General features: G+C 66.0%; 23 protein-coding genes and 1 riboswitch. Of the genes, 17 read left to right on the top strand and 6 right to left on the bottom strand.

Going from position 1 to position 22,100, the window contains the following annotated elements; all coding sequences use genetic code 11:
* Positions 1-17 precede the first annotated feature (17 nt).
* From AB0362_RS10255 to AB0362_RS10210, 10 genes are all read left to right on the top strand, one after another.
* The gene (locus tag AB0362_RS10255; protein WP_317809616.1) at positions 18-2,075 is read left to right on the top strand and encodes an FUSC family protein; all 2,058 of its coding nucleotides are present in this window, start codon (positions 18-20) and stop codon (positions 2,073-2,075) included.
* Positions 2,076-2,109: 34 nt separating this feature from the next.
* Positions 2,110-2,736: a HEAT repeat domain-containing protein gene (locus AB0362_RS10250; RefSeq protein ID WP_317809617.1), complete on the top strand. Its 627-nt coding sequence runs from the start codon at positions 2,110-2,112 to the stop codon at positions 2,734-2,736.
* A gap of 9 nt (positions 2,737-2,745) precedes the next feature.
* Positions 2,746-3,720, top strand: a complete 975-nt coding sequence (locus AB0362_RS10245) for a HEAT repeat domain-containing protein (RefSeq protein ID WP_366235538.1) — start codon at positions 2,746-2,748, stop codon at positions 3,718-3,720.
* Positions 3,721-3,743: 23 nt separating this feature from the next.
* Entirely contained in the window at positions 3,744-4,085 is a 342-nt protein-coding gene (locus AB0362_RS10240; protein ID WP_269596638.1) for a plastocyanin/azurin family copper-binding protein, read from the top strand.
* Positions 4,086-4,116: 31 nt separating this feature from the next.
* The gene (locus AB0362_RS10235; RefSeq protein WP_317809618.1) at positions 4,117-4,527 is read left to right on the top strand and encodes a DUF2752 domain-containing protein; all 411 of its coding nucleotides are present in this window, start codon (positions 4,117-4,119) and stop codon (positions 4,525-4,527) included.
* A 114-nt stretch (positions 4,528-4,641) separates the two neighbouring features.
* Positions 4,642-4,839 (top strand): hypothetical protein, encoded by a 198-nt coding sequence (locus AB0362_RS10230; protein WP_094640895.1) that lies wholly within the window; start codon positions 4,642-4,644, stop codon positions 4,837-4,839.
* A 123-nt stretch (positions 4,840-4,962) separates the two neighbouring features.
* Entirely contained in the window at positions 4,963-5,619 is a 657-nt protein-coding gene (locus tag AB0362_RS10225; protein WP_317809619.1) for a GntR family transcriptional regulator, read from the top strand.
* Positions 5,616-6,872 (top strand): MFS transporter, encoded by a 1,257-nt coding sequence (locus AB0362_RS10220; RefSeq protein ID WP_269595918.1) that lies wholly within the window; start codon positions 5,616-5,618, stop codon positions 6,870-6,872. The genes AB0362_RS10225 and AB0362_RS10220 overlap by 4 nt, the downstream gene beginning before the upstream one ends.
* A 30-nt stretch (positions 6,873-6,902) precedes the next feature.
* Positions 6,903-7,523, top strand: a complete 621-nt coding sequence (locus AB0362_RS10215; RefSeq protein ID WP_317809620.1) for a hypothetical protein — start codon at positions 6,903-6,905, stop codon at positions 7,521-7,523.
* Between the two features lie 59 nt (positions 7,524-7,582).
* Positions 7,583-7,777 carry a hypothetical protein gene (locus AB0362_RS10210; protein WP_094640899.1) on the top strand — a complete coding sequence of 65 codons (195 nt, stop codon included), beginning with the start codon at positions 7,583-7,585 and terminating at the stop codon, positions 7,775-7,777.
* An 85-nt stretch (positions 7,778-7,862) separates the two neighbouring features.
* Here the strand turns inward: AB0362_RS10210 and AB0362_RS10205 are convergent, their stop codons facing one another.
* Both AB0362_RS10205 and AB0362_RS10200 read right to left on the bottom strand, forming a co-directional pair.
* Positions 7,863-9,200, bottom strand: a complete 1,338-nt coding sequence (locus AB0362_RS10205) for a M1 family metallopeptidase (protein WP_149406444.1) — start codon at positions 9,198-9,200, stop codon at positions 7,863-7,865.
* A 6-nt stretch (positions 9,201-9,206) separates the two neighbouring features.
* On the bottom strand, positions 9,207-13,139 hold the full coding sequence (locus tag AB0362_RS10200) for a Pls/PosA family non-ribosomal peptide synthetase (RefSeq protein WP_317549835.1): 3,933 nt from the start codon (positions 13,137-13,139) through the stop codon (positions 9,207-9,209).
* Between the two features lie 208 nt (positions 13,140-13,347).
* Positions 13,348-13,463, top strand: a riboswitch (SAM riboswitch).
* 54 nt (positions 13,464-13,517) lie between these two features.
* Here AB0362_RS10200 and AB0362_RS10195 point away from each other — a divergent pair.
* Together AB0362_RS10195 and AB0362_RS10190 are read left to right on the top strand one after the other, a co-directional pair.
* On the top strand, positions 13,518-14,849 hold the full coding sequence (locus tag AB0362_RS10195) for an aminotransferase class V-fold PLP-dependent enzyme (RefSeq protein WP_317809621.1): 1,332 nt from the start codon (positions 13,518-13,520) through the stop codon (positions 14,847-14,849).
* Between the two features lie 151 nt (positions 14,850-15,000).
* Complete coding sequence (locus tag AB0362_RS10190) at positions 15,001-15,501, top strand: hypothetical protein (RefSeq protein ID WP_317549828.1); 501 nt, start codon at positions 15,001-15,003, stop codon at positions 15,499-15,501.
* 30 nt (positions 15,502-15,531) lie between these two features.
* Here AB0362_RS10190 and AB0362_RS10185 read toward each other — a convergent pair whose 3' ends face one another.
* Genes AB0362_RS10185 through AB0362_RS10175 form a run of 3 tightly spaced genes read right to left on the bottom strand, consistent with a single transcriptional unit; the run spans position 15,532 to position 18,007 of the window.
* Positions 15,532-16,005 (bottom strand): YbaK/EbsC family protein, encoded by a 474-nt coding sequence (locus AB0362_RS10185; RefSeq protein WP_068053615.1) that lies wholly within the window; start codon positions 16,003-16,005, stop codon positions 15,532-15,534.
* Positions 16,006-16,032: 27 nt separating this feature from the next.
* Positions 16,033-16,998: an allantoicase gene (gene alc, locus AB0362_RS10180; protein WP_149406447.1), complete on the bottom strand. Its 966-nt coding sequence runs from the start codon at positions 16,996-16,998 to the stop codon at positions 16,033-16,035.
* Between the two features lie 4 nt (positions 16,999-17,002).
* Complete coding sequence (locus AB0362_RS10175; protein ID WP_317809622.1) at positions 17,003-18,007, bottom strand: hypothetical protein; 1,005 nt, start codon at positions 18,005-18,007, stop codon at positions 17,003-17,005.
* A 52-nt stretch (positions 18,008-18,059) separates the two neighbouring features.
* Here AB0362_RS10175 and AB0362_RS10170 point away from each other — a divergent pair, with 52 nt between their 5' ends.
* Both AB0362_RS10170 and AB0362_RS10165 read left to right on the top strand, forming a co-directional pair.
* A complete protein-coding gene (locus tag AB0362_RS10170; protein WP_317549826.1) occupies positions 18,060-18,704 on the top strand; it encodes a TetR/AcrR family transcriptional regulator in 645 nt (214 codons plus the stop codon).
* 28 nt (positions 18,705-18,732) lie between these two features.
* Positions 18,733-18,957: a DUF6480 family protein gene (locus tag AB0362_RS10165; protein WP_068283967.1), complete on the top strand. Its 225-nt coding sequence runs from the start codon at positions 18,733-18,735 to the stop codon at positions 18,955-18,957.
* 36 nt (positions 18,958-18,993) lie between these two features.
* Here the strand turns inward: AB0362_RS10165 and AB0362_RS10160 are convergent, their stop codons facing one another.
* On the bottom strand, positions 18,994-19,491 hold the full coding sequence (locus tag AB0362_RS10160; RefSeq protein ID WP_149406449.1) for a 2-oxo-4-hydroxy-4-carboxy-5-ureidoimidazoline decarboxylase: 498 nt from the start codon (positions 19,489-19,491) through the stop codon (positions 18,994-18,996).
* A 119-nt stretch (positions 19,492-19,610) separates the two neighbouring features.
* Between AB0362_RS10160 and AB0362_RS10155 the strand changes: the two genes are divergently transcribed.
* From AB0362_RS10155 to AB0362_RS10145, 3 genes are all read left to right on the top strand, one after another.
* Positions 19,611-20,438: a crotonase/enoyl-CoA hydratase family protein gene (locus tag AB0362_RS10155; RefSeq protein WP_366235536.1), complete on the top strand. Its 828-nt coding sequence runs from the start codon at positions 19,611-19,613 to the stop codon at positions 20,436-20,438.
* A gap of 1 nt (position 20,439) precedes the next feature.
* Positions 20,440-20,904 carry a MarR family transcriptional regulator gene (locus tag AB0362_RS10150; RefSeq protein ID WP_068053636.1) on the top strand — a complete coding sequence of 155 codons (465 nt, stop codon included), beginning with the start codon at positions 20,440-20,442 and terminating at the stop codon, positions 20,902-20,904.
* An 87-nt stretch (positions 20,905-20,991) separates the two neighbouring features.
* The gene (locus AB0362_RS10145; protein ID WP_149406451.1) at positions 20,992-22,068 is read left to right on the top strand and encodes a GGDEF domain-containing protein; all 1,077 of its coding nucleotides are present in this window, start codon (positions 20,992-20,994) and stop codon (positions 22,066-22,068) included.
* Positions 22,069-22,100: the final 32 nt, after the last annotated feature.

Below are 22,100 nucleotides of genomic sequence, written 5' to 3'. Positions count from 1 at the left end.
AGCGCAGAATCGGGGGAATGAACCGCCTCGCCCGAATCCTCGACGCCTCGGATCCGGGACAGGTACGGCTGCGCGGTGCGTCGGCGACGACGCTGACGGTACTGCTGGCGATGGTGACGCTGGTGCTGATTACGCGCGCCATCGGGCAGCCGGTGACAGTGGCGATGCTCGGAACCGTCGTGGCGATGCAGGCGTCGGCGGCGGTGAAGGACAAGGACCAGCACAGTCGGTTGATCACCACCGCGCTGATGGCGCTGCCGGCATCGGCGGCAGTGACGTTGGCGGCGCTGCTCTCCGAGCTCGGCAAGGTGGCCGACGTCGGATTCATCGTGGTGTTGTTCGCGGCCGTGTGGGTGCGCAGGTTCGGTCCCCGCGGCACGGCACTGGGGATGGTCGCGTTCATCTCGTACTTCTTCGCGCTGTTTCTGCGCGCGAGCCCGGGACAGCTGCCGATGCTCGTCGCTGCGATCCTCGGCGGCTTGGTGATCGCCTTGTTCGTGCGAGCGGTCATCTTCCCGGATCGGCCGATCGTGGAGGTTCGTCGGCTGCTGTTCGCCATGCGGGCGGTCTCGGTGTCGGTGCTCGAGGCGGCGTCGGCAGGGGAAAGTCGCGACCTGAACCTGGTGCGCCGCAGACTCGATCGACTCGGCAACACGGCGCTGCTGATCGACGACTGGCTCGACCGACACGATGCCGGGAAACTGCTCAGCGTCACGAGTACCGATCTGTCGCTCCGCGTGTTCGACGCCCAGATCGCCACCGAGCAGCTCGTCAGCTCACTGTGGGCTCTGGATCCCGCGAAACCCTGGCCGACAGCGCTGGGGCAGGCGACCACGGCACTGGGGTCGGTTCTGCAGAACACACCGTCCGCGGAGCAGCTGCGCGCGGCCCGTCGGTTGGCGTCCACAGCAGCCGAGCGCGCCGACCCGTCCACCCTCGCGGGGATTGCCACGGTCTCGGCGCAACGAGCTGTGCAGGCGCACATTGCTATTCATCACATCACCACCAATGCCGTCTCGGTGTCGGCGACCGCCGCTGTGGAGCCGTCCGAGGCGGCGGTGAAGGACACGCCGAGCGGACTCGACCCCAGCACCAAGGCTGCCATCCAGGTGGCCGTCGCCACCAGCGCGGCGACCGTGCTGGGTGAACTGGTCTCACCCGACCGTTGGTACTGGGCCGTACTGACGGCGTTCCTGGTGTTCACGGGGGCGTCGACGCGGGGTGAAATCCTCACGCGCGCAGGCCAACGCGTCCTCGGGACCATCGCGGGTGTGCTCGCCGGGGTGGTGATAGCCGCACTGGTGGGCAACAATCAACCCCTGCAGCTGGTGCTGATCGTCGTCTGTGTCTTCTTCGCGTTCTATCTTGTGACGGTGGCGTATGCGCTGCTGTCGTTCTTCGTCACCATTCTGCTCGCGATGCTCTACGGGCTACTGGGCACCTTCAGTATCGAGGTGCTCGAGCTTCGGATCGTCGAGACCGCCGTCGGCGGCGTGGTCGGTATGGTCTCCGCCTACTTCATCTTCTCGACGAGTACTCGAAAGACATTGGTGAACAAGGTCGATACGTACCTCGAACAGCTGGATACGTTGATCGAATCGAGCGTGGAATCGGTCATCGCTCCGGGCGAAGGGACCGACCTGGTGGCGTCGACGCGCACGCTCGACAATGCCTTGAAGGATGTAGTGACGGCCGGAAAGCCGCTGGTGCTCGGGCCGACGACCCGCAGCAGGCGAGGCGCGAAACGACTGTTGCGAGTGCTGGCAGTCAGCGGCCGATCTGCTCATGCTCTGGCCCGCGCGGGTGTGCTGGCCTCCCGCGCCGACGCGGGAACGGCTCCGACGGCCGAGACTGCCCAGGCACTACGCGACGCGGCGGCGCTGGTGCGCGACACTGTGCGTCACGTCGAGGCAGCCGTTGCCGGAAATCACGTCGAGCCGCCGGAGAAGATCACCGAGACAACGGTATTGGACGTGCTGCTCACCTCCACCAACGCGCCCGGTCCGCTGCGGGGTGCGGTGCGCGCACTGAACACGATGAACCGAACACTCGCCGATGTGTTGACTCGGGGTTGACCTTCACATCGTGACAAGGTCTTGGCTGACGGCCATGAACGAACTACTTCGGCACCACGCTTCTTCGGTTCGGCTTCGAGCCGCGTTCGATATTGGCACCACGCCGAACCTGCAGTTTCTCGACGCGCTGGTGCAGCGGAGCGCCGTCGAACCGGATTTTCAGGTGCGAGAGATGTTGACGTGGGCGCTGATTCGACTTCCCGCGTCGGCGACGGTTCCGCGGTTGATCGAGGAGGTGAGATCGGGCGGCGCGCAGGCACGCAGCCAGGCGCTACACACGTTGTCGAAAATCAAGGACGAGTCGGCGTGGGAGGCGATCACCTCTTCCGTGCTTGTTGATCCGGACGACGAAGTGGCCCGAAGCGCATGGCGAGCCGCAGTGGTTCTGGTGCCGGCAGGAAGTGAATCAGCATTGGCGACAATGCTGTCCACCCAACTCGGCCGAGGTGGGCACGACGTCCAGCGAAGTCTGAGCCGCGCTCTGGTGGCACTGGGGTCGGTGATCGAGCCGATGCTGCGGGAGGCCGCGTCGAGCAAGGATGCTGCTGTTCGTGCTCACGCGCGAGCAACCGAGGCGCTGCTGCTGGACCCGGATGCCGGGTTCGCCGTGTTCGAGGCCAAACGCGCCGATGCCCTTGGCGTAGTCGACACGGCGGGGTGAGATAGGACGATGTTGATCGGTGAAGTGGCGCGGCGGTCAGGGGTCAGTGCGCGCATGCTCCGGCACTACGACAGGCTCGGTGTGGTGCAACCGACGTCGCGCAGCGGCACCGGCTACCGCGAGTACTCGCCGGATGACGTGCGGCGCCTGTTCCACGTCGAGTCTCTGCGTTCGCTCGGGTTGTCCCTGCACGATGTCGGGCGAGCGCTCGACGACCCGAACTTCGCGGCCTCGGGACTCGTCGACGAGCTCGCCGCCCGAACGGAGGAACGCATCGCTCGGGATACCGAGTTGCTCACGCGGTTGCGTCGCATCGGCGACCCGCGGCCGGCGGACTGGGAGGACGTACTCGACACCGTTGCGCTGCTGAGTGATCTGCAGTCGGTCAGTGCCGGGAAGCGGCAGACGGCGGCGCTGTCCTCCGTCGGAGATCGACCCATTCCGGCAGACGTCCAGGCCGAGGCGGTGCTGCGTGAGCCCGCAACCAACGTGGCCGGCGCACTGCGGTGGGCCCTCGCTCAGTCGGGTGGGGACGCGATCGGGCCGCTGCAGGAGGGCCTGAATTCTTCGGACCCCGAGGTACGACGCCGCGCCGTGGATACCGTCGTCGAGATATCTCACCCCGATGCCACCGAACTACTGACCGAGTCGCTGGTCCACGACGACGAGCAGGTCCGGCGGGTCGCTGCACTGGAACTGGCGACTCGAGGCGTCGTCGACGCCATTCCGACACTGATCGCGATGGTGCACGACGGCAAAAACGATGTGGATGCCGCGGATGCCCTGGGCGTGCTGGGATCCGCTGACTCCATAGTGGCGGCGTTGATGGACGGCATCGACGATTCTGTGGTGCGACAGCGAGTGACGCAGGCGTTGGCGAGCATTCCGGGCTCGGCAGCGCTCGCGGCACTGCAGGAACTGTCCCGGGATTCGGAGCGATCGATCGCGCTGACGGCCCAGTACATCCTCGGCCGGAGGGAATGAAGACCTTCGGTACCGTCGGAGGTATGAAGGCTTTCGGACTGCTCGCGGCATCGATGATCATGTTGACTGCCTGCTCCACCGCAACCACCCCGGCCGCACCCGCCGAACCCGTTGCCGAGAACCAGGTGACCGTCGCCGATCGGATGTACTCGCCGAAGTCGCTGACGATCTCCGTGGGAGACACCGTCACTTGGGTGTTCGCCGACCGCGGCATGGCCCACAACGTCGTCGCCGACGACAACTCGTTCCGAAGTGCATTGATGGAGACCGGACAGTTCACGCACACCTTCGATACCGCGGGCACCTTCACCTACCACTGCACCCCGCATCCGGACATGACGGCGACGATCGTCGTTGAACCTTGATGGATGCTGGAACCGTGATGGACTGGTAGTCATGACGGCACCCACCCGATCGCGCAGCATCGCCGCACCCCTCGGTGTGGCCGCTGCGGCTGTCGGTGGGGCAGTGCTGCTGCACGTTCGTGACCCTCGCACTTCGGTTTACCTTCCCTGCCCGTTTCACGCCCTGACCGGATTGTGGTGCCCCGGATGCGGCACGACCCGGGCTCTCGGTGACCTCACCCGCGGAGACATCGCGGCGGCCGCGTCGAGCAATGTGGTTGCGGTTGTCCTTGCCGTCGGCGCACTCGCAGTGTGGGCGCTGTGGCTGCGCGCTCGGTGGACCGGACGCCCGCTCGAGCTCCCGCGATTCGACCGCCCGACGGTGATCGTCCTGAGCGCCGTTCTCACCGTGTTCACCGTGGTGCGCAACACCCCGTGGGGCTCCGCGATCGCCCCGACCTGACATCACTAGGAGTTCCGACATGCTGCTGGAAATCTTCTCGATCATCGTGCTGTTGGGAGTGCTCATCGCGCTCATCCCCACGGCCCGCCGCGTCTTCAAGAAGGGTGACGACGAATGAGCGACTCGCTGAAGGATCGCGTCCGCGCGAAACTGCTCGCGCAACTCGCCGACGACGGAGGCACGGCTGCCGAACAAGCCGAGGGCGATGACCCACGCTTGAACGCACTGCGCGACGACCTCGAAGCACTCGATGCTGCGCAGGACGGGGATCCGGTGATCGACGACATCGCCGCAAGACACTGGGTGCCCTGACCGCCCTCCCCCTGGGGAGTCAATGTGACGTTCGGTGGCCTTTTCGGTAGTCAATGTCACGTTGAGTGGACTTCTTCGGGTCCCGAATTGGTGCACAGTTGAGGTGCATCTAGTATCTATGTTGTGTCCGAGACGAAATCTGCCGCCGATACGGCGTATGTGACGGTCAAGGAGCTCATCGTCTCAGGAGAACTTCCTGGCGGTGAGCTCGTCAGTGAGGGTGAGATCGCCACCCGGCTCGAGATCAGTCGCACACCCGTACGTGAGGCGTTTCTGCGTCTGCAGGTCGAGGGGTGGATGCGGCTCTATCCCAAGCGCGGGGCACTGGTGGTGCCGATCGCGGTGGGTGAGGCCGAGAGCGTCGTCGACGCGCGTCGACTCGTCGAGGCAGGCAGCGTTCGCGCATTCATCGATGACGCGTCAGCCCGCGAATCCGTGGTGTCCGCGCTGCGTGAGAACGTGCGGCTACAAGAGCAGCTGGCCGTGGACGGTACCGCCGCGCAGTTCAGCGCCGTCGACGCCGACTTCCATCGCACCGTCGTCCATGCGGGCGGCAACCCGTTGCTCGACGCGTTCTACGACGGACTTCGCGAGCGTCAACGCCGAATGACCGCAGCCTCGGTGACGCGTGACCCAGGCCAGATCTCCCGCATCGTCGACGACCATCGCCGACTCGCCGACCTGATCGAGGCGGGAGATGCAGACGGATTCGAGCGGGCCGTCGAACAACACATGCTCGGGGTGCACGGCCTACGACCGGACAGAGGGGGAGCACGATGAGCGAGACGATCACGAACGATCGGGACATCGAGACGACTGCGCGACGTTGGCTACTGGTGGCGTCGGGCATGTTCGCTGTCGCCTGGGGCGGCAACGAGTTCACGCCACTGTTGGTGATGTATCGGCTCGACCACGGCTTCTCGGCCGTGGTGGTCGATACGTTCCTGTTCGCCTACGTCCTGGGCATCATTCCGGCGATGCTGATCTGCGGACCGCTGTCCGACCGACTCGGTCGACGCCCGATCATGTTGCCCGCTACGGCAATTGCCGCGGCCGGGTCCATTCTGATCGCACTAGGACCGGACAACGCGTACCTGCTCTTCGGTGGTCGCGTGCTCAGCGGTATCGCGCTCGGAATCGGTATGGCCGTGGGCGGCAGCTGGGTCAAGGAACTCTCGAGCCGCGACGCCAACGCCAAACCCGGTGCCGGAGCGCGCCGTGCGGCGATGTCGCTGACCGCGGGCTTCGCCCTCGGTGCCGGAGTGGCCGGTGTGCTCGCGCAATGGGCACCCTGGCCGACGCACCTCGCCTACAGCGTGCACGTGCTGATCTGCATCGTCGCCGGTATCGGCATGCTGTCGGTTCCCGAAACTCGAACTGCCACAGCGGTATCCAAGAACAAGAAGCTGCTCGACGACCTGAGGATCCCGTCCGCTTCCCATCGACGGTTCTTGTTCGTCGTGCTGCCGTTGGCCCCGTGGGTGTTCGGTGCCGCCAGCGTCGCCTACGCGGTGCTGCCGTCACTGATGGCCGACGCCCTGGCCGACGAGCCCGGCGGCGGCTATCCCGTCGCCCTGTCTGCCGCGATGGCGGTGATCGCACTCGGTTCCGGCTTCGCGATTCAGGCTGTCGGGCGTCGAATCGACACTCCCGCCAGTGCGCGAGGCGCTCTGGTTGCGCTGACACTGCTGGTTGTCGGCATGGCTGTCGCGGCGTGGGCGGCGTCGGTGCTGACCATTGCCGCAGCCCTGATCGCGGCCGCAGTGCTGGGGTGTGGCTACGGCATGGCGCTGGTCTCGGGTTTGCAAGAGGTGCAACGCATTGCGGGCCCCGATGATCTCGCCGGCCTCACCGCGGTGTTCTATTCGCTGACCTACCTGGGCTTCGCGGTGCCCGCCCTGCTGTCGGCATTGACCGAGACATGGCCCGGCGTGGTCACGTATCCGATCATCTTCGGCTTCGGCGCGGTGATGGCGGCACTGTGTGGCCTGGTGGTGCGGTCGAAAACGTCTGCGCACTTGCCGAGCGCGTAGGGGCGGTTCGGCCCTAGGATCAGCGGCATCATGCTGCAGTCCTCGCGCACGGTCCCGCCGCATCGGGTGCCTCCGACGGTGGCGATCGCGGGTGCCACAGTATGGAACCGGCGTGAGGCGTACTGGTTTCTCGTCGCGGTGATCGTGCCGGCTGCGTGGTGGTCGAGGCATCCCGCTCTGGTGCCCTACGTCTTCGCGATCGTGCTGCTGGGTGCAGTGGTATTTCGCAGCCGACGGAATGCCTGGTGGGTGTCGATGCTGCGCTGGGGACTGATCGCCGACGTCGAGACCGTGGACACGGCACTGCGCGGTGACCGCAATCTTCGGCTCGCGCACGCCACCGGCTGGAACGTCCAACGGCGTTGGTACACAGGGATTGTCACCGAATCAACGGTGCGGTACCGGGCCGGGGAAGCGCGCGGTCACCTGTTCGTTCGGGGTCTGCCGTTCACCACCGGCGTGGTGCTCGCGCACTCGAAAAATCCTGGATCGGCCATGGCCATCAGCGACTTCCCCTGCGATCTGCAACTGGACGGCAGGGGACGCTGGGCGGCGTCGTTCCCGCCGGGCTTCTGGCGTCAAGCATTGGCAACGGCAGCGATGTACGGCTACGCCGTGGCCGGCTTGGTGTTGTCACTCGGCGTTCGCTGACACAGCCGATGCGGTGGGTACCGTGGAGCGAGCACATCCCTCGTCCGACAGGAGCGAGCATGAAGTACAACTACTCCGGACCCTGGCCGATTTTCGCGGTGCTGGGCGTCATCGTGTGTTGGGTGCTGTTTCAGGTCGTGGCACTCGATGCGAGTGTCGGCCGTGCGATCGCGTCGCCGATCAATCTTTTCGCGTTGATGTCGGCGGGCTTCTTGACCATCGGCTACGCGCAGAAACGGCGTCGGCGGGTCTGACCGGCGGGTCGGCTCCCCAGACCTGGATTCAGGCCTCCGATTGCAGGCTGGTATCCGAAACTGGGGAGCCGATTGCCCGCGGGACCTACGGCAGCGACGGAAGTTGCTTGTCCACCAACCATGCGTCCCACAGATTTCGGGGGCAACCGAAGCGGGAGGCGAGGTCGGTGAAGTCCGCGGTTGCGACCGTCGAGTAGCGGTACTTGGAGGTCCATTCCTGGATCAGTCCGAAGAATCGCTCGTCGCCGATGGTGCGCCGCACTGCATGCAGTGCCAGTGCGCCGCGTTTGTAGACACGGTCGTCGAAGATGCGCTCGGGCCCCGGGTCGGTGAGTTGCAGGTCCATCGCCAGACCGCGCTGAATGGTGTGCGCCCGCTTGGCCTTGTCGTGAGCCGTTGCGCCGCCGGAGTTCTCGGCCCAGATCCACTCCGAGTAGCACGCGAATCCCTCGTGCAGCCAGATGTCGGCCCACTTGCCGAGGGTGAGCGAATTGCCGAACCACTGGTGCGCCAGCTCGTGCGCCACCAGGCGCTCGTAGTACCGGGAACCGGAACAGTGATTGGCACCGAAGATCGATAGGCCCTGCGCCTCGATCGGAATCTCGAGATCGTCGTCGGTCACCACCACGGTGTACGACGCGAAAGGGTAAGGGCCATAAAGCCGTACGAACGTATCCATCATCTGCGGTTGACGACCGAAGTCGTGATCGAACTGCGCTCGCAGGCGCGGCGGAGTGATCGCCTTCATCGGTACCGGCCCCGGGCTGACGATGCGATGCTCGTACGGACCGATCTGGATGGTGGCGAGGTAGCTGGCCATCGGCTCGGGCTGCTCGTACACCCACGTGGTGCGGCTGGCGCGAGTCTGCTTGCGCACCAACGTTCCGTTGGCCACCGCGTAGTACGGGGAATCGGTGGTGATGGTGATGCCGTAGCTGGCCTTGGACACCGGATGGTCGTCGCACGGAAACCACGACGCAGCGCCGTTGGGTTGGCTGGCGACGAGCGAGCCCTCGGTGAGCTCCTCCCAGCCGACCTCACCCCACAAACCGTTGATGGGCTTGGGGGTTCCGCCGTACGCCACCGTCACCACCAGTGCCGCACCCGACGCGATGGGCTTGGCGGGCGTGATCTTCAGCTTGCCGCGCTGGTGGCTGAACTTCACCGAACGCGATCCGTTGACCGACACCTTCGACACGTTCATCGCCGGACCGAGATCGAGCGCGAACTTCGACACCGTCGCCGTGGTGACCGCGGTGATCTTCGCCTTACCCGCCAGCCGGTTGCTCTCGACCTTGTACTCGAGATCGAGTTCGTAGCGCGAGACGCGATAGCCGCGGTTGCCGTTCTGCGGAAGATACGTATCGATCGGATTGTCACTGGAGTCGACGTCGAACACCGGTGCCACGAGCCTGTCCGGCACGGTAGATCACCCCTCGTTTCGGTCGTCGCGAATACGCGGAAAGGGATCACCCTTGGCCCACGGCGCGATCGGATTGCCCTGCCAGCGAGTATGCGCGGGAACCGTATCGCCGCGCATCACCAGAGAGGCAGGCCCCACCGTCGCTCCATCACCTATACCCGATGCAGGCAGCGCGACACAGTGTGGTCCCAGTGTTGCGCCTCTGCCGAGATCGACCGTGTCCATGGACATGATCCGATCATGGAACAGGTGCGTCTGCACAACGCACCCTCGGTTGACCGTCGCACCGTCGGCCAACGTCACCAGATCGGCCTCGGGAAGCCAGTACGTCTCACACCAGACGCCACGGCCGATATCCGCACCGAGCCACCGCAGCCACATGTTCAGCACCGCGGTGCCCTCGGCGGCGCGCGCGAACCACGGCGCGGCAACGGTCTCGACGAACGTGTCTGCCACCTCGTTGCGCCACACGAACGAACTCCACAGCGGATGATCGGTCTTGCCGATCCGGCCCACCCACAACCACTTCGCCAACGCCGACACCGCAGCAGCCACGAAACCGGCGACGAGCAGGACGACGCCGCTGAGCAACGCAGCCAACCAGTACCCGATGGAGTCGGCGATGGCGGTGAGCGTGAACAGCACTCCGAGCCCGATGCCGAACGTCACGACGACGGGAATCAACCGGCACGTCTCGACGAACGACCGGGCGACCTTGAGCTTGCGGGGCGGATCGAACGTGCGCGACGAATCCGCACTACCGGCGGCCCGACGCAGCCGCACCGGCGGACTGCCGAGCCACGACGAGCCGGACTTCGCCTTGTCCGGAGTCGCGGACAGCACCGCGACCAGGCCGTTCTTCGGGACGGTTCGCCCGGGCCCGGTCATACCGGAGTTGCCGAGGAACGCCCGCTTGCCGACCTTGGCGTCGCCCAGATGCATCCAGCCGCCGCCGAGTTCGTAGCTGGCGACCATCGTGTCGTCGGCGAGAAACGCGCCGTCGGCGACGGTGGTGAACTTGGGGATCATCAGCACCGTCGACGCCTCGACGTCCTTGCCGATCTTCGCGCCGAGGAGCCTCAGCCAATGCGGAGTCAGCAGTGACGCGTAGAGCGGGAACAGGAAGGTGCGCGCGGAGTCCATCAATCGTTCGGTGGCCCAGACCTGCCAGCCGATGCGGCTACGGACCGGGTGGTAGCCGCCGACGAGACCGATGCTGAGCAACCGCACCGCGACGACGGTGATCAACGCGAACACCGCCAACGACACCATCGTCGCGACGGGCAACATCACCAGACCACGTTCGAAGGCGTCGAACACGGAGTCCGCGGTGTGAATCCACCAGCCCATCAGCACCAGGCTGACGCCGATCGAGAACAGTGCCATGCCGGACAGGAACAGCGACGCGACGCCGTACGCGAACACCCATTTCGTCGCGCGCGGTGGCGTTTCCGCGGGCCACGGATGATCGGCCTTGCCGACCTTCTGAGCCGGCGAACCGGACCACATCTGACCGGCCTTCACCCGTCCGACGACGGCGGAGCCTGCGGTGACGACGGCGTTCTTGCCGACCTTGGTGCCGGGCAACAGCGTCGACCGTGCGCCGACGGTGGCACCGGCACCGATCTCGACGCCGCCGATGTAGACGAGATCTCCGTCGATCCAATGTCCGGACAGATCCACCTCGGGCTCGATGGAACAGCCGTCGCCCAGCTCGAGCATTCCGGTGACCGGCGGCATCGTGTGCAGGTCGACACCCTTGCCGATCTTGGCACCCAGAGCGCGCGCGTAGTAGACCATCCACGGTGCGCCCGAAAGGTTCGACGCACCACTGGCATCGGTCAATCTCGTTGCTGCCCACAGCCTGATGTGCATGCTCCCGCCGCGTCGATACGCGCCGGGTTTCAAGCCCGCCAGCAGGATGCGAGAGCCGATCACCGAGATCGCCATCCGGCCGACCGGAGTGATGAACAGGACGAACGCCACGAGCACCCACCACCACGACAGCGTCGGGGCCCAGGGCACGTCGCCGAACCAGGACATGACGTTGAACAGCAGTCCGAGCCAAGTGACCCACTGCAATCCGGTCAGCGTGGTCAACGGAACCGTTGCCGCGATCTGCGCCCACTGCGCGGTACGCGACGTCGGGGCCACGTCACGAGGAACGGCCTCGACGACAGGCTTCAGATCGTCGAGATACTGCGCCAGTGAACCCAGCCGTGGGTGGTCGTAGAGCTGTGCGACGGTGATCTCGGGGAACCGTTCGCGCAACGCCGTCACCAACTGAGCGGCCGACAGCGAACCGCCGCCGTTGGCGAAGAAATCGGCGTTCTCGTCGGAAACCTGCGCGCCGAGGATGTTGGTCCACAATTCGGCCACCCACCCCGCCGTGCCGCCGAGCGCAGACGCGCCCGCCATACCGGGCAGGGGCCACGGCAGCGCGTTGCGGTCGACCTTGCCCGAAGTGCGCGTTGGCATCTCGTCCACCAGCGCAAGCCTGGGCACCAATGCCGCGGGCAACTGCTCGGCGAGCAATTCGCGTGCGGCTTCGAGATCGAAATCTGGATTGGTGCTGGCGAGGTATCCGACCAGCACCGAGTTACCGGCAGCGGTCTTGCGGATGGCGGCCGCCGCACCGCCGACTCCCGGAAGTGCTTGCAGCGCATTGTCTATCTCGCCGAGCTCGATGCGTCGACCGCCGAGCTTGACCTGATCGTCGGCGCGACCCTGGAACAAGAGCCCTTCGAGCTCGAGCTTGACCAGATCGCCGCTGCGGTACGCCCGATCCCACCCCAGAGAGGGCATGGGCGCGTACTTCTCGGCGTCCTTGGCCGGATCGAGATACCGAGCGAGTCCGACGCCGCCGATGACCAACTCACCGACTTCGCCGACCTGTACCGGGGTGCCCGACGCATCGACTACTGCCAGGTCCCATCCGTCCAACGGCAATCCGATGCGGACGGGCCCCTTCCCGTCCATGATCGCCGCGCACGCGACGACCGTTGCCTCGGTGGGGCCGTACGTGTTCCAGACCTCGCGGCCCTCGACGGCGAGCCGCTCGGCCAGTTCCGGCGGGCACGCCTCGCCGCCGAAGATGAGCAACCGCACCGCTTCCAGAGCCACCGCGGGCCACAGCGACGCGAGGGTGGGCACCGTCGAGACGACACTGATGTCGCGGGAGACGAGCCACGGGCCCAGATCGAAACCTGACCGCACCAGCGACCTGGGTGCCGGAACCAGACACGCACCGTGCCGCCACGCCAGCCACATCTCCTCGCACGACGCGTCGAACGCCACCGACAGACCGGCCAGCACTCGATCACCTGGGCCGAGTGGATCCTTCTGCAAGAACATGCGGGCCTCGGCGTCGACGAACGCCGCCGCATTGCGGTGACTGACCGCCACACCCTTGGGCGTGCCCGTCGAACCCGAGGTGAAGATGACCCACGCGTCGTCCTCGGGAGTCGGCGGCAGTGGGTCGGTCTCGGAAAGGCCGTCTTGTTTGGGAGCAGTACCGGCGGCGATGCCGCCCGCCGTGACGATGGCCGTCACCTTCGCCTCACCGAAGACCAACTCGGCCCGCTCCTCGGGATCGTCCGCGTCCACCGGAACGTACGCGGCACCGACCGCGAGGATGGACAGGATCGCGACATAAAGGGAGAAGGAACCCGACGGCATGCGGATGCCGACGCGATCGCCGCGCCTGACGCCGGCATCGGCGAGCCACTGCGCGCCCTCGGCGATGTCGTCCAACAACTCGGAGTAGCTGACCGAGACAGCACCGTCGTCGATGGCGGGGGCGTCGGGAAAACGATGAGCGGTATCACGGAGAACGTCGATGAGCGTCCGGGCAGGAGGGGCGAGCGACGAGCGAAGAAACGCCGCCGGTGCAGGCGCGGTGTCCGCGCTCGAACCCGGCAGATCGTTCTCTTGATGCACAGACAACCGGGCGTCCTTCTCGTTCGTTGGCAAGTGACTCTGTGGTGCTGGGACTCTGTGCCGCTGGGGAGCAGCGCCGTTGGTTATCTCACGTTCTGTTTGCCAGCAGGTGAACGAGCGCTCCTTCCCACCGCGGGAATCCTACTGCTGCCCACGCGTGAGTTCCGGCTTGACAAAACCGCAGCGGGTTTGCCAGTGTCTTCTCCACGGTCACGAGTACCAGCGTCAAGCCCCGGCTCGCTGGTCGGCAACCCTCCTCCGCGGTGGGGTGCTCCGGGTGACGACCAGGCTGATGCCGGAAAACCGGCGCGGCAAGCGCGGACTCGTTCACCACATCCTTCGGTTGCGGGTCCCTCGAACGTGAGGGCTTGATCTGTCATGACATCTGTACTTTCCCGCCCCTGTGCTCCTTTTGCCCCTGTTTCGGGCACGGATCTGCAGGTACCCCTGGTGCAGGGCGGCACCTGCACCTACGCCAATTTCGACTACGCTGCCAGCGCACCGGCTTTGACGGCGGTGACCGATCGGATCGCGGAACTGCTGCCGTTCTACTCCAGTGTTCATCGCGGTGCCGGCTACGCCTCACGGGTCTGCACGGCAGCGTACGAGAAGGCGCGGGTGACCGTCGCCGATTTCATTGGTGCGCAGTCGGATTCGGTGGTGGTGTTCACCCGGAACACCACCGATTCGCTGAACCTGTTGGCCGCATGCGTGCCGGGTGAGACCGTGGTGCTCGACATCGAACACCACGCGAACCTGCTTCCGTGGCGTGACCGACGAGTGGTGGTGGCTGCGTCGACCCTGGCCGAGACCATCGACCGCCTCGACGCCGAACTCGCCGCGAAACCTGCTGCTCTGCTTGCGATCACGGGCGCATCGAACGTCACCGGAGAAGTTCTGCCGGTCGCTGAACTCGCGGCACTGGCGCATCGGCACGGCGCACGCATCGCGGTGGACGGTGCCCAGCTGGTTCCACATCGGCGGGTCGACATCGCCGCACTCGGGGTGGACTACCTCGCCTTCTCCGGACACAAGCTCTACGCCCCGTTCGGCGCGGGAGTGCTTGTGGGCAAGCGTGATTGGCTCGACCTCGGTGAGCCACACCTGGCCGGCGGTGGCGCGGTACGTAGCGTGCGCATCGACCACACCGATTGGGCTCCTGCACCGCAGCGGCACGAGGCGGGCACCCCCAACGTGCTCGGGGTTGCCGCATTGGCCGCGGCCTGCGAGGCCATTGCCGGATTCGACGATGCCGAGCTGCAGGCGCACGAGCGCGAACTGTCGTCCCGCCTGCGCGACGGGCTGGCCGCACTGGACGGCGTCGAGCAGCTCGAGGTGTGGGCCGACGCGACCGACAGCGTCGGCATCGTCACCTTCACCGTCGCCGGACGTGACCCCGGTGAGGTCGCCGCGTACCTCTCCGCCGAACACGGAATCGGCGTGCGGGACGGGAAGTTCTGCGCGCACCCACTGCTGAGCAGGCTGGGGCATGCGGCCGGAGCGGTTCGGGCCAGCATCGGCCTCGGCAGCTCGTTCGCCGATGTGGACCGACTCGTCGACGCACTCGCCGCCCTGGTCGAATCGGGACCGAACTGGCACTACGCAGAGGATGCCGGCTGGTGGAACCCCGTACCCGACCCGCGACCCTTCCCCGAGCTGGCCGATGGCGCCGCCGGGGTTGGATCCCCGTGCACCCCCGCAGACAGTTAGCATGGCGTCATGACCGTGAGTGTCGTATGGGCGGGCAACCGCCACTGGTGCAACAGATATGTGGATCTGTGCCGCACTGCGTCCGGGTCGTGTTCGAGTTCGGCTCCGCTCCGACCGAATGCCACCGACTGAAGAATCAGGACCACCACTCATGTCGCACAACTTCACCCGCGTCGCCGTCGAATTCTCTGCGGGTTGGACCGAACTGACCGCCGCTCCCGAGACGGATGTAGTCCGAATCCAGGCCTCCGACCTGCGGGAATCCCAGCAGCAACGCGCGCGGCTCCGCGCCGAGGCAGTCGACCGCGGCGAATCTGCCGACAGCACAGCAGTGTTTCTCGACCTCGAGATCCACATCGCGGCCGATGCCAGGACGGCCCGTCGGGAATTTGCCACACTGGATGCGCCGAGCAGTCCGTCGTCGATCCGCTACGTCGGAACACCGGCGGGACTGGCCAGTTTGATCTCCGACGTCACCGCGGCCGATGTGGCCGACGGCGTGACATTGACAGTGCTCGGCGACGTCGCTCGCCAGTCGGTTCTCATCAACAACGGAGTACTGCCGCTGCTGGAATCCCGCGGGACCCGACTCGACATCGACGTCGTCGACGCGGTCCTCGGCGCACCGATCGCCCCGACTCTCGCGTCCTGAGGATTCGCGTCCTCGGGACGTGCGCGTGGGTCAGGTGACGTCGATCGCCAGACCCGCAGTGATGCGCACCAACTCGGTGAACGTGGACCTGAAGATCGTATTGGTGTGGCCGGCGGCCGCCCACACCTCGGAGTAGCCGGCCAGATCCTGGTCGACGAACGTGTCGAGGTTGGTGGGGTGGCCGACCGGGGCGATCCCACCTATCGGCTGGCCGGTGGCATGCTTGGCCGTGTCCAGAGGCGCACGCGTCAACACGCCGCCGAGACGCTCGCCGGTGTGCTCGAGATGAACGTTGTGGGCACCGGAGACGAGCAGCAGCACCGGCTCGTCGCCCAGTAGAAACACCATCGACTTCACGATCGCGCCTACGTCGACGCCCAGTGCGGCAGCAGCATCGGCGGCAGTGTGCGTGCCCTCCGGACTGCTGACCACCACCCCGTGATGACCACGTGAAATCAGCGTGTCGGCAACATGGGCTGCATTCGGATGAAGTAGCCGGGACATGCACCAACCCTATTGCCCCAGTCTCATTTACGCAGATATGTCGAGATCACCGAACAGTCTCAATCGCGCCATGCCGCCGTCCGGGAAGATGTCCATCCGAACCTCCGAGACCGGGGTCTCGTGGTCGAGTACGAAGCGATGGCGGGTGTCGGGCTGCAACGTCGTTCGCGGCAACAACTCGATCCACTCGCCCTCACCGAGCCGTCCGCGCAGTGACGCCGCGCCAGGGGCGTTGCCGAGGAAGCAGGTGGTGTCGAGCTCGGCGAGGCGAACGAGCCCGCTGCCTGCCAGCTGTACCTGAACCCAGTCGTTCGCGTCGTTGCGTCGACGCGAGGTCTCCCAACCCTCACCCATCGACCGCGGCGGGCCGGGGAACAACAGATTGTTGGGGGAGCTGTAGAACATGTTGGAACACGCCGAGACGTAGGCACCGTTCTCGAGCGCAGCCAGGTCGACCGGCCCGGCCGCGAGGAACTCGGGATCGGGCTTGCCGCGGCCCAGTACCCGCAACCGCGCCACTCCGCCGTCCGGATAGATCGACAGTTTCACGTGCGTCCACCGCGCGTCGGAGGCGACGGCGAACCTGTTCTCACTGTCGCCGTCGACCGGGCTGCGCGCGACGATGGTGGTCCACTCGGTCTGCGTGCGCAGCTCGTCCGGGGACGGGAAGCCCTGCACCTCGGCGGCCTCGACCGAAATCTCCGGCGGATAGTTTCCGGTGAACCACGAGGTGTCGACGACGATTGCCGAGACGACACCCGGTGCGCCGAGACGCACGATGGCCTCGTCGTAGCCGGGCTCGCGTCGCCGACGCGTCTCCCACCCGTCGTAGATCTGACCCTTGTGCCCGAACGTCGCGGTCGAATAGTCGGCCTTGCCGGGACTGACGAGATTCTCCTTCTCCGCGAACGTCTCGTCGTTCGCCCACACGACTGCGCCTCCGAGAGTGCGGACAGCGAGATCGGGCAGAGGCAGCGGGAAGGTGGAGGTCATGGGATCACACTTTACTGGTCTCGCGTGAGCTCATCTGGTTGTGTGCAGACCGACGCCGCAGAGCCGCCGCGACCATCAGTAGCGCGCCGATCACGATGTAGAGCGTCAGGCCGAGTGCGGGTTGCCCCAGTCCGGTGCCGGAGAAGTACACGATGCTGCGTACGCCCTCGGTGCCGATGCCAGGGGTGATCCACCGACCGATCGAGGCGTAGAGCGACGGCAGTACATCGGCCCCGAAAGCGCCTCCTGCACTGGGGTTTCCGAGGATGACGAACAGCACGATGGCGGCGGGCACCGCCGCGACACCGATCAGGGCGCGCAGGCCCATGGTGAACAGTCCGGTGGCGAAGACGACCCCGGTTCCCAGCAGGGTCAGCGGAAACCAATGGCCGGCAAAGGTTTCCAGTACATGGGTGGTGAGGAATGCTCCGAGAGCGCCGGAAGCGAGGGAGTACGCCGCGAGAATGCCGACATGCATCCAGGTTTCGCGGCGCGAGGTCGGTGCCCCGATCAGCAATCCGAATGCGGCAGCCAGAAGGTAGCCGCCGACGACCCAGCCGACCGAGAGATAGAAACCGGACAGCCCTCGGTTGTCGTGCACACCGACCGGGATCTCGTCGCGGACCACGAACTGGCGGCCCTGGGCGGCGTCGACCTCGGTGAAGATCGATTCCAGCGCGGTGGCTTCGGAGCTCCCTGCTGCGCTCGCGGTGATCAGTGTGTCCGTTCCGTTCGCGCCGACGACATAGGCCCCGATGATGTCCCTGTCGCGGAGCAACGAACGGACCTCGGCGGTATCGGCCGCGGTGCGTGCCTCGATTGGGGCACCGTCGATGGCGTTCAGGCGATCGGTCGTCTGCTGGTCCAGCCCCTCGGGGAGGCCGGCTTCGGTCACCACCGCGATGGGGATCGTATGCGGAGTCGGCTGATGAAACGCCGAGACGTAGCTGAGGATGAAGCCGAGCTGAAGTATCAGCACCGCGGCGGCGAGCAGTGACATCTTGCGCATGGGTGACTCCTGAATCTTGTCGATACCCGAGGTATTCAATACTCTAGGTATCGTGAATGCCGACGAGCAAGAAAAGTGGGGGTCGACACAGTCGCAGCGACGACCGCAGCGTGCCGACGTTCGAGACCGACTGCTCGCCGCCGCAGCGGACGAGTTCACCGAAAACGGCTATGCCGCAGCCAAACTCACCGACATTGCGGACCGCGCCGGCTTCACCAAGGGAGCCGTCTACTCCAATTTCGAGTCCAAGCAAGCGCTGTTCGCCGAGCTGCTGGCCAGGCGGTCCCTCGACCTCGCGGCCCGCGTACTGGCTCACATTTCCGATCTGGACCCCGGCGCGGCAGCCGGAGCGGGCGGCGGAGAGATCGCGTCGTGGGTGGTCGCCGAACCCCGCTGGCCGCTGCTGACCGTCGAATTCGGGATTCTCGCCGGACGCGACCCGGCCGTCGCGGAGCGCTATCGCACCGACCGTCGAGCACTGCGGCGCGAGCTCGAACGCCTCATCGCCGAGCGAGCGGACGACTGGGGAGTCGGCGAGAAGTTCGATGCCCGACGCCTCGCGACGTCACTGGCGGCCTTGATCTCCGGATTGGCCGTCGAACATTCGGTGGATCCGGAGGAAATCGACGAGGGAGCGATCGCCGACGCGGTCTCCGAACTGTTCGCGGGAGCGATAGCTAGGGCACATCTCGATTGAGGGACACGGCACCGGGTAACCGGGAGAGATGAATGCTCAGAATCCCGATCCCGACGTCACCGCAGGACTCGAAGCGGGTGGCAGCGTCACGCCAGGAGACACCCCGCCCGCCGAAACGGGAGTCGGCGGCCCCAATCACGAACCGCCGCAGCGCAGCCGTGTCATGCCGATCCTCATCATCGGTGTGGTGGCCTTGCTGGCGATCCTGATCGCCGGTGGACTGATCGGTCGCGTCGTCGGTCTGTTCGGCTGATCCCGGGTCGGCGGCCCGTCCGTACTCGGCGAACAGTCAGTACTGCGGCCAGCCGCCCTCGGGCCCGAGCAGGCGATCCAATCGAATGTGGTTGATCTTCGCCAGCTCGTCGCGCATGATCTTGCGCTCGGTGCGATCGTCGTTGTCGAGTCGATGGCCCAGATCCACCAGGATGTCGCGCGGCTCGAAGCCCTCGGGCTCGAACAACCCGCTCCAGATGTACGGATAGCCGAACCGCTCGCAGTACGCGCGCGCCGCGGTCACCAGAGCGCCTCGCGTATCCGCGTCCATGGCTGCGCACACCTTGCTCGGCTCGGGACGCGTCGCGGCCAACATGTCCATGTCGCCGTCCGACAGCTCCGCCAGTTCCGCGTCGGCTGCGGAGAACAGCTCTGCCCGCGAGCGATACCTGCGGCCGTCCGCCACCCTGGACGCCCACGCCACCGAGCAACAACACTCGTACAACGCATGCACCGCCTTGCGGCGCGGCAGATCGTTGAACGTCTCCAGGCCGAGTCCCTGATGCATCAGCATGGATAGATGGTGAGCCTCATTCGGCTTATGCACCAGAGCTGAGCAGGGACTTAGCGCAGACGTTACGCGCCGTAACATGCGGTGCGGGGATGGGCGACTCTGCCGCTAGGCTCGCAGGCATGACGGAACGAACCTGGAAAGCCTTCTCCGTGGAGATCGCCGACCACATCGCGCAAGTGACCCTCCTCGGACCGGGCAAGGGCAATGCCATGGGCCCGGACTTCTGGAGCGAGAGCCCCGAGCTGTTCGCTCAGCTCGACGCCGATCCCGAGGTTCGTGCAGTCGTGCTCGCGGGCTCGGGCAAGAACTTCACCTACGGACTCGACCTCGCCGCGATGGCAGGAACCTTCGGTCCGCTCATGGCGGACAAGGCACTGGCCGGTCCCCGAACGACGTTCCACGACACCATCAAGACTATGCAGAAGGCCATCAACGCCGTGGCGGACTGCCGCAAGCCCGTCGTCGCGGCCGTGCAGGGCTGGTGCATCGGCGGTGGCGTCGACCTCATCACCGCCGCGGATGTGCGCTACGCCAGTGCCGACGCGAAGTTCAGCGTGCGCGAGGTGCGGGTCGCGATCGTCGCGGACATGGGGTCGTTGGCTCGACTGCCCGCGATCATCGGCGACGGGCACATGCGTGAGCTGGCACTGACGGGCAAGGACATCGACGCCGCGCGCGCCGAGAAGATCGGCCTGGTCAACGACGTGTTCGAGGACCACGACTCCGCCCTCACCGCTGCTCGCGAATGCGCCGCCGCCATCGCCGCCAATCCGCCCCTGGTGGTGCAGGGCATCAAGACCGTGCTGGATCATTCCCGATCCTCCAGCGTCGACGATTCCCTGCGCTACGTCGCGGCCTGGAACGCCGCCTTCCTCGCCTCGCACGACCTCACCGAGGCGATCACCTCGGTGTTCGAGAAGCGACCGGCGCAGTTCACCGGTAACTGACGTGGTCGAGTTCGCCGAGGAGCTGGGCACGCAGCTGGTTCGGCTGCAACGCCTGCGTGAGCGCAACATCGCTGCGATCTCGTCCTCGGGCGGTGTCGACGGTGCCGCGTACGTATGCTTGTTCCGGCTCCTGCGCGACGGACCGATGCGGTCGAGTGAACTTGCCGCCATGGTGAATTCCGATCCGTCGACGGTGAGCCGGCAGGTGGCTCAGCTGGTCGAACGGGGGCACGTCGAGCGGCTGCCCGACAAACGTGACGGTCGAGCGTTCGTGCTCGCGGTGACCGCGTCGGGTCAGGAAGCAGCGGCGGCGATCCAGCAACGACGAACCGACAATCTCGGACGGGTGATCGAGGGGTGGACACGGCAGGACCGAGAATCGCTCGTGACGTTGCTCGATCGTTTCTTGACCGATTACGAAACCATCAGGCCGGACCTGCCCGACCGTCGCGCAGGTAGCGTCTGATCGGCGGGCGATCCACGATCGGGGCGATCGAGGTGATCGAGGCAGTGCGCAGTCGCTCGTAGAGCAAGCGCGGACGGAGGGGATGCTGTGCCGATCGGTCGTGACAAGCCGTCGCTCGCGTCCGATGCCGGGACCCGTCGGAACTCGGTACGACTCGAACGCCGGGTGGCGCGAGGAATCGCCGTGCTGGTGCCCTCGTTCGGTCTCATCGGGGCGATAGCGATGCTGTCCTCGGACGGTCCTGTCGGACCGACTGCTGTTGTCGTGTGCCTGGTGGTCTTGCTGTCGACTCTCCCGGTAGGGGCATGGTGGTGGCTGCGCTCGGCGGACGCCTCCCACATGCCGGGATGGTTCGTCGTGTACGCCGACGTGGGCGTGTCGACGATGCTGCTGACCTTCGACGACCGTGATCTCGCGCTGTACGGCGCTGCCCTGTTCGCCGTGATCGGGACCTACATCGCGTACTTCTCGCGGCGAACGGTGCTCAAGTTCCACACGGCATTCGTCAACGCGGTCATTCTGCTACTCGCAGTACTCGCCCTGGTCGAGCGGCCGGAGGATCCGGCGTCGATCCTCGCCCGCACCCTCGTGACGGTTCTGGTGGTCAACTCAGTACTCGCGTTCCGCGCAGTGATCCAGCGCCAGCTCGATCTCGCCAACACGGACTCGCTGACCGGACTGCTCAACAGACGCGGCCTGGAATTGCGGCTCCAACGCATGATGAACTCGCTGGACGAGCACCGTTCCGTCGCACTCATGGTGGTCGATCTGGACCAGTTCAAGCGAGTCAACGACACCTACGGTCATGCGGTGGGGGACCGAGTGTTGCGCCGGACGGCCCGCAGGCTGACCGCGGTCACGGGCACGAGGCCGTGCGTGGCACGCACCGGCGGTGAGGAGTTCACCATCGCGCTACCGGTCGACGATGCCGCCGCGCATCGGATCGCCCACGAGATCCTCGAGTCGATTCACGACCCAGCCGACGACGTGCCGGTGACGGTCAGTGTCGGGGTGGCCCTGCTCGACGGCAGCCGATGGTTCACCGCCAGCGAGTCCGGTGACAGTGCCGGTCTGGTCCACAACGTGCTGCTCGACGCCGACACGGCGATGTACGAGTCCAAGCACGCGGGCGGAAACAGAGCAACGGTGTACGCCGGCGAATGATCCGCCGGCATACACCGTTCGTCGTTCGGGGA

The organism is Rhodococcus sp. NPDC079359 (genome assembly GCF_040702585.1).
Lineage (GTDB): Bacteria > Actinomycetota > Actinomycetes > Mycobacteriales > Mycobacteriaceae > Rhodococcoides.
Note: the sequence above shows the minus strand (reverse complement) of the source record. Positions and strands in the feature narration are given on the sequence as shown.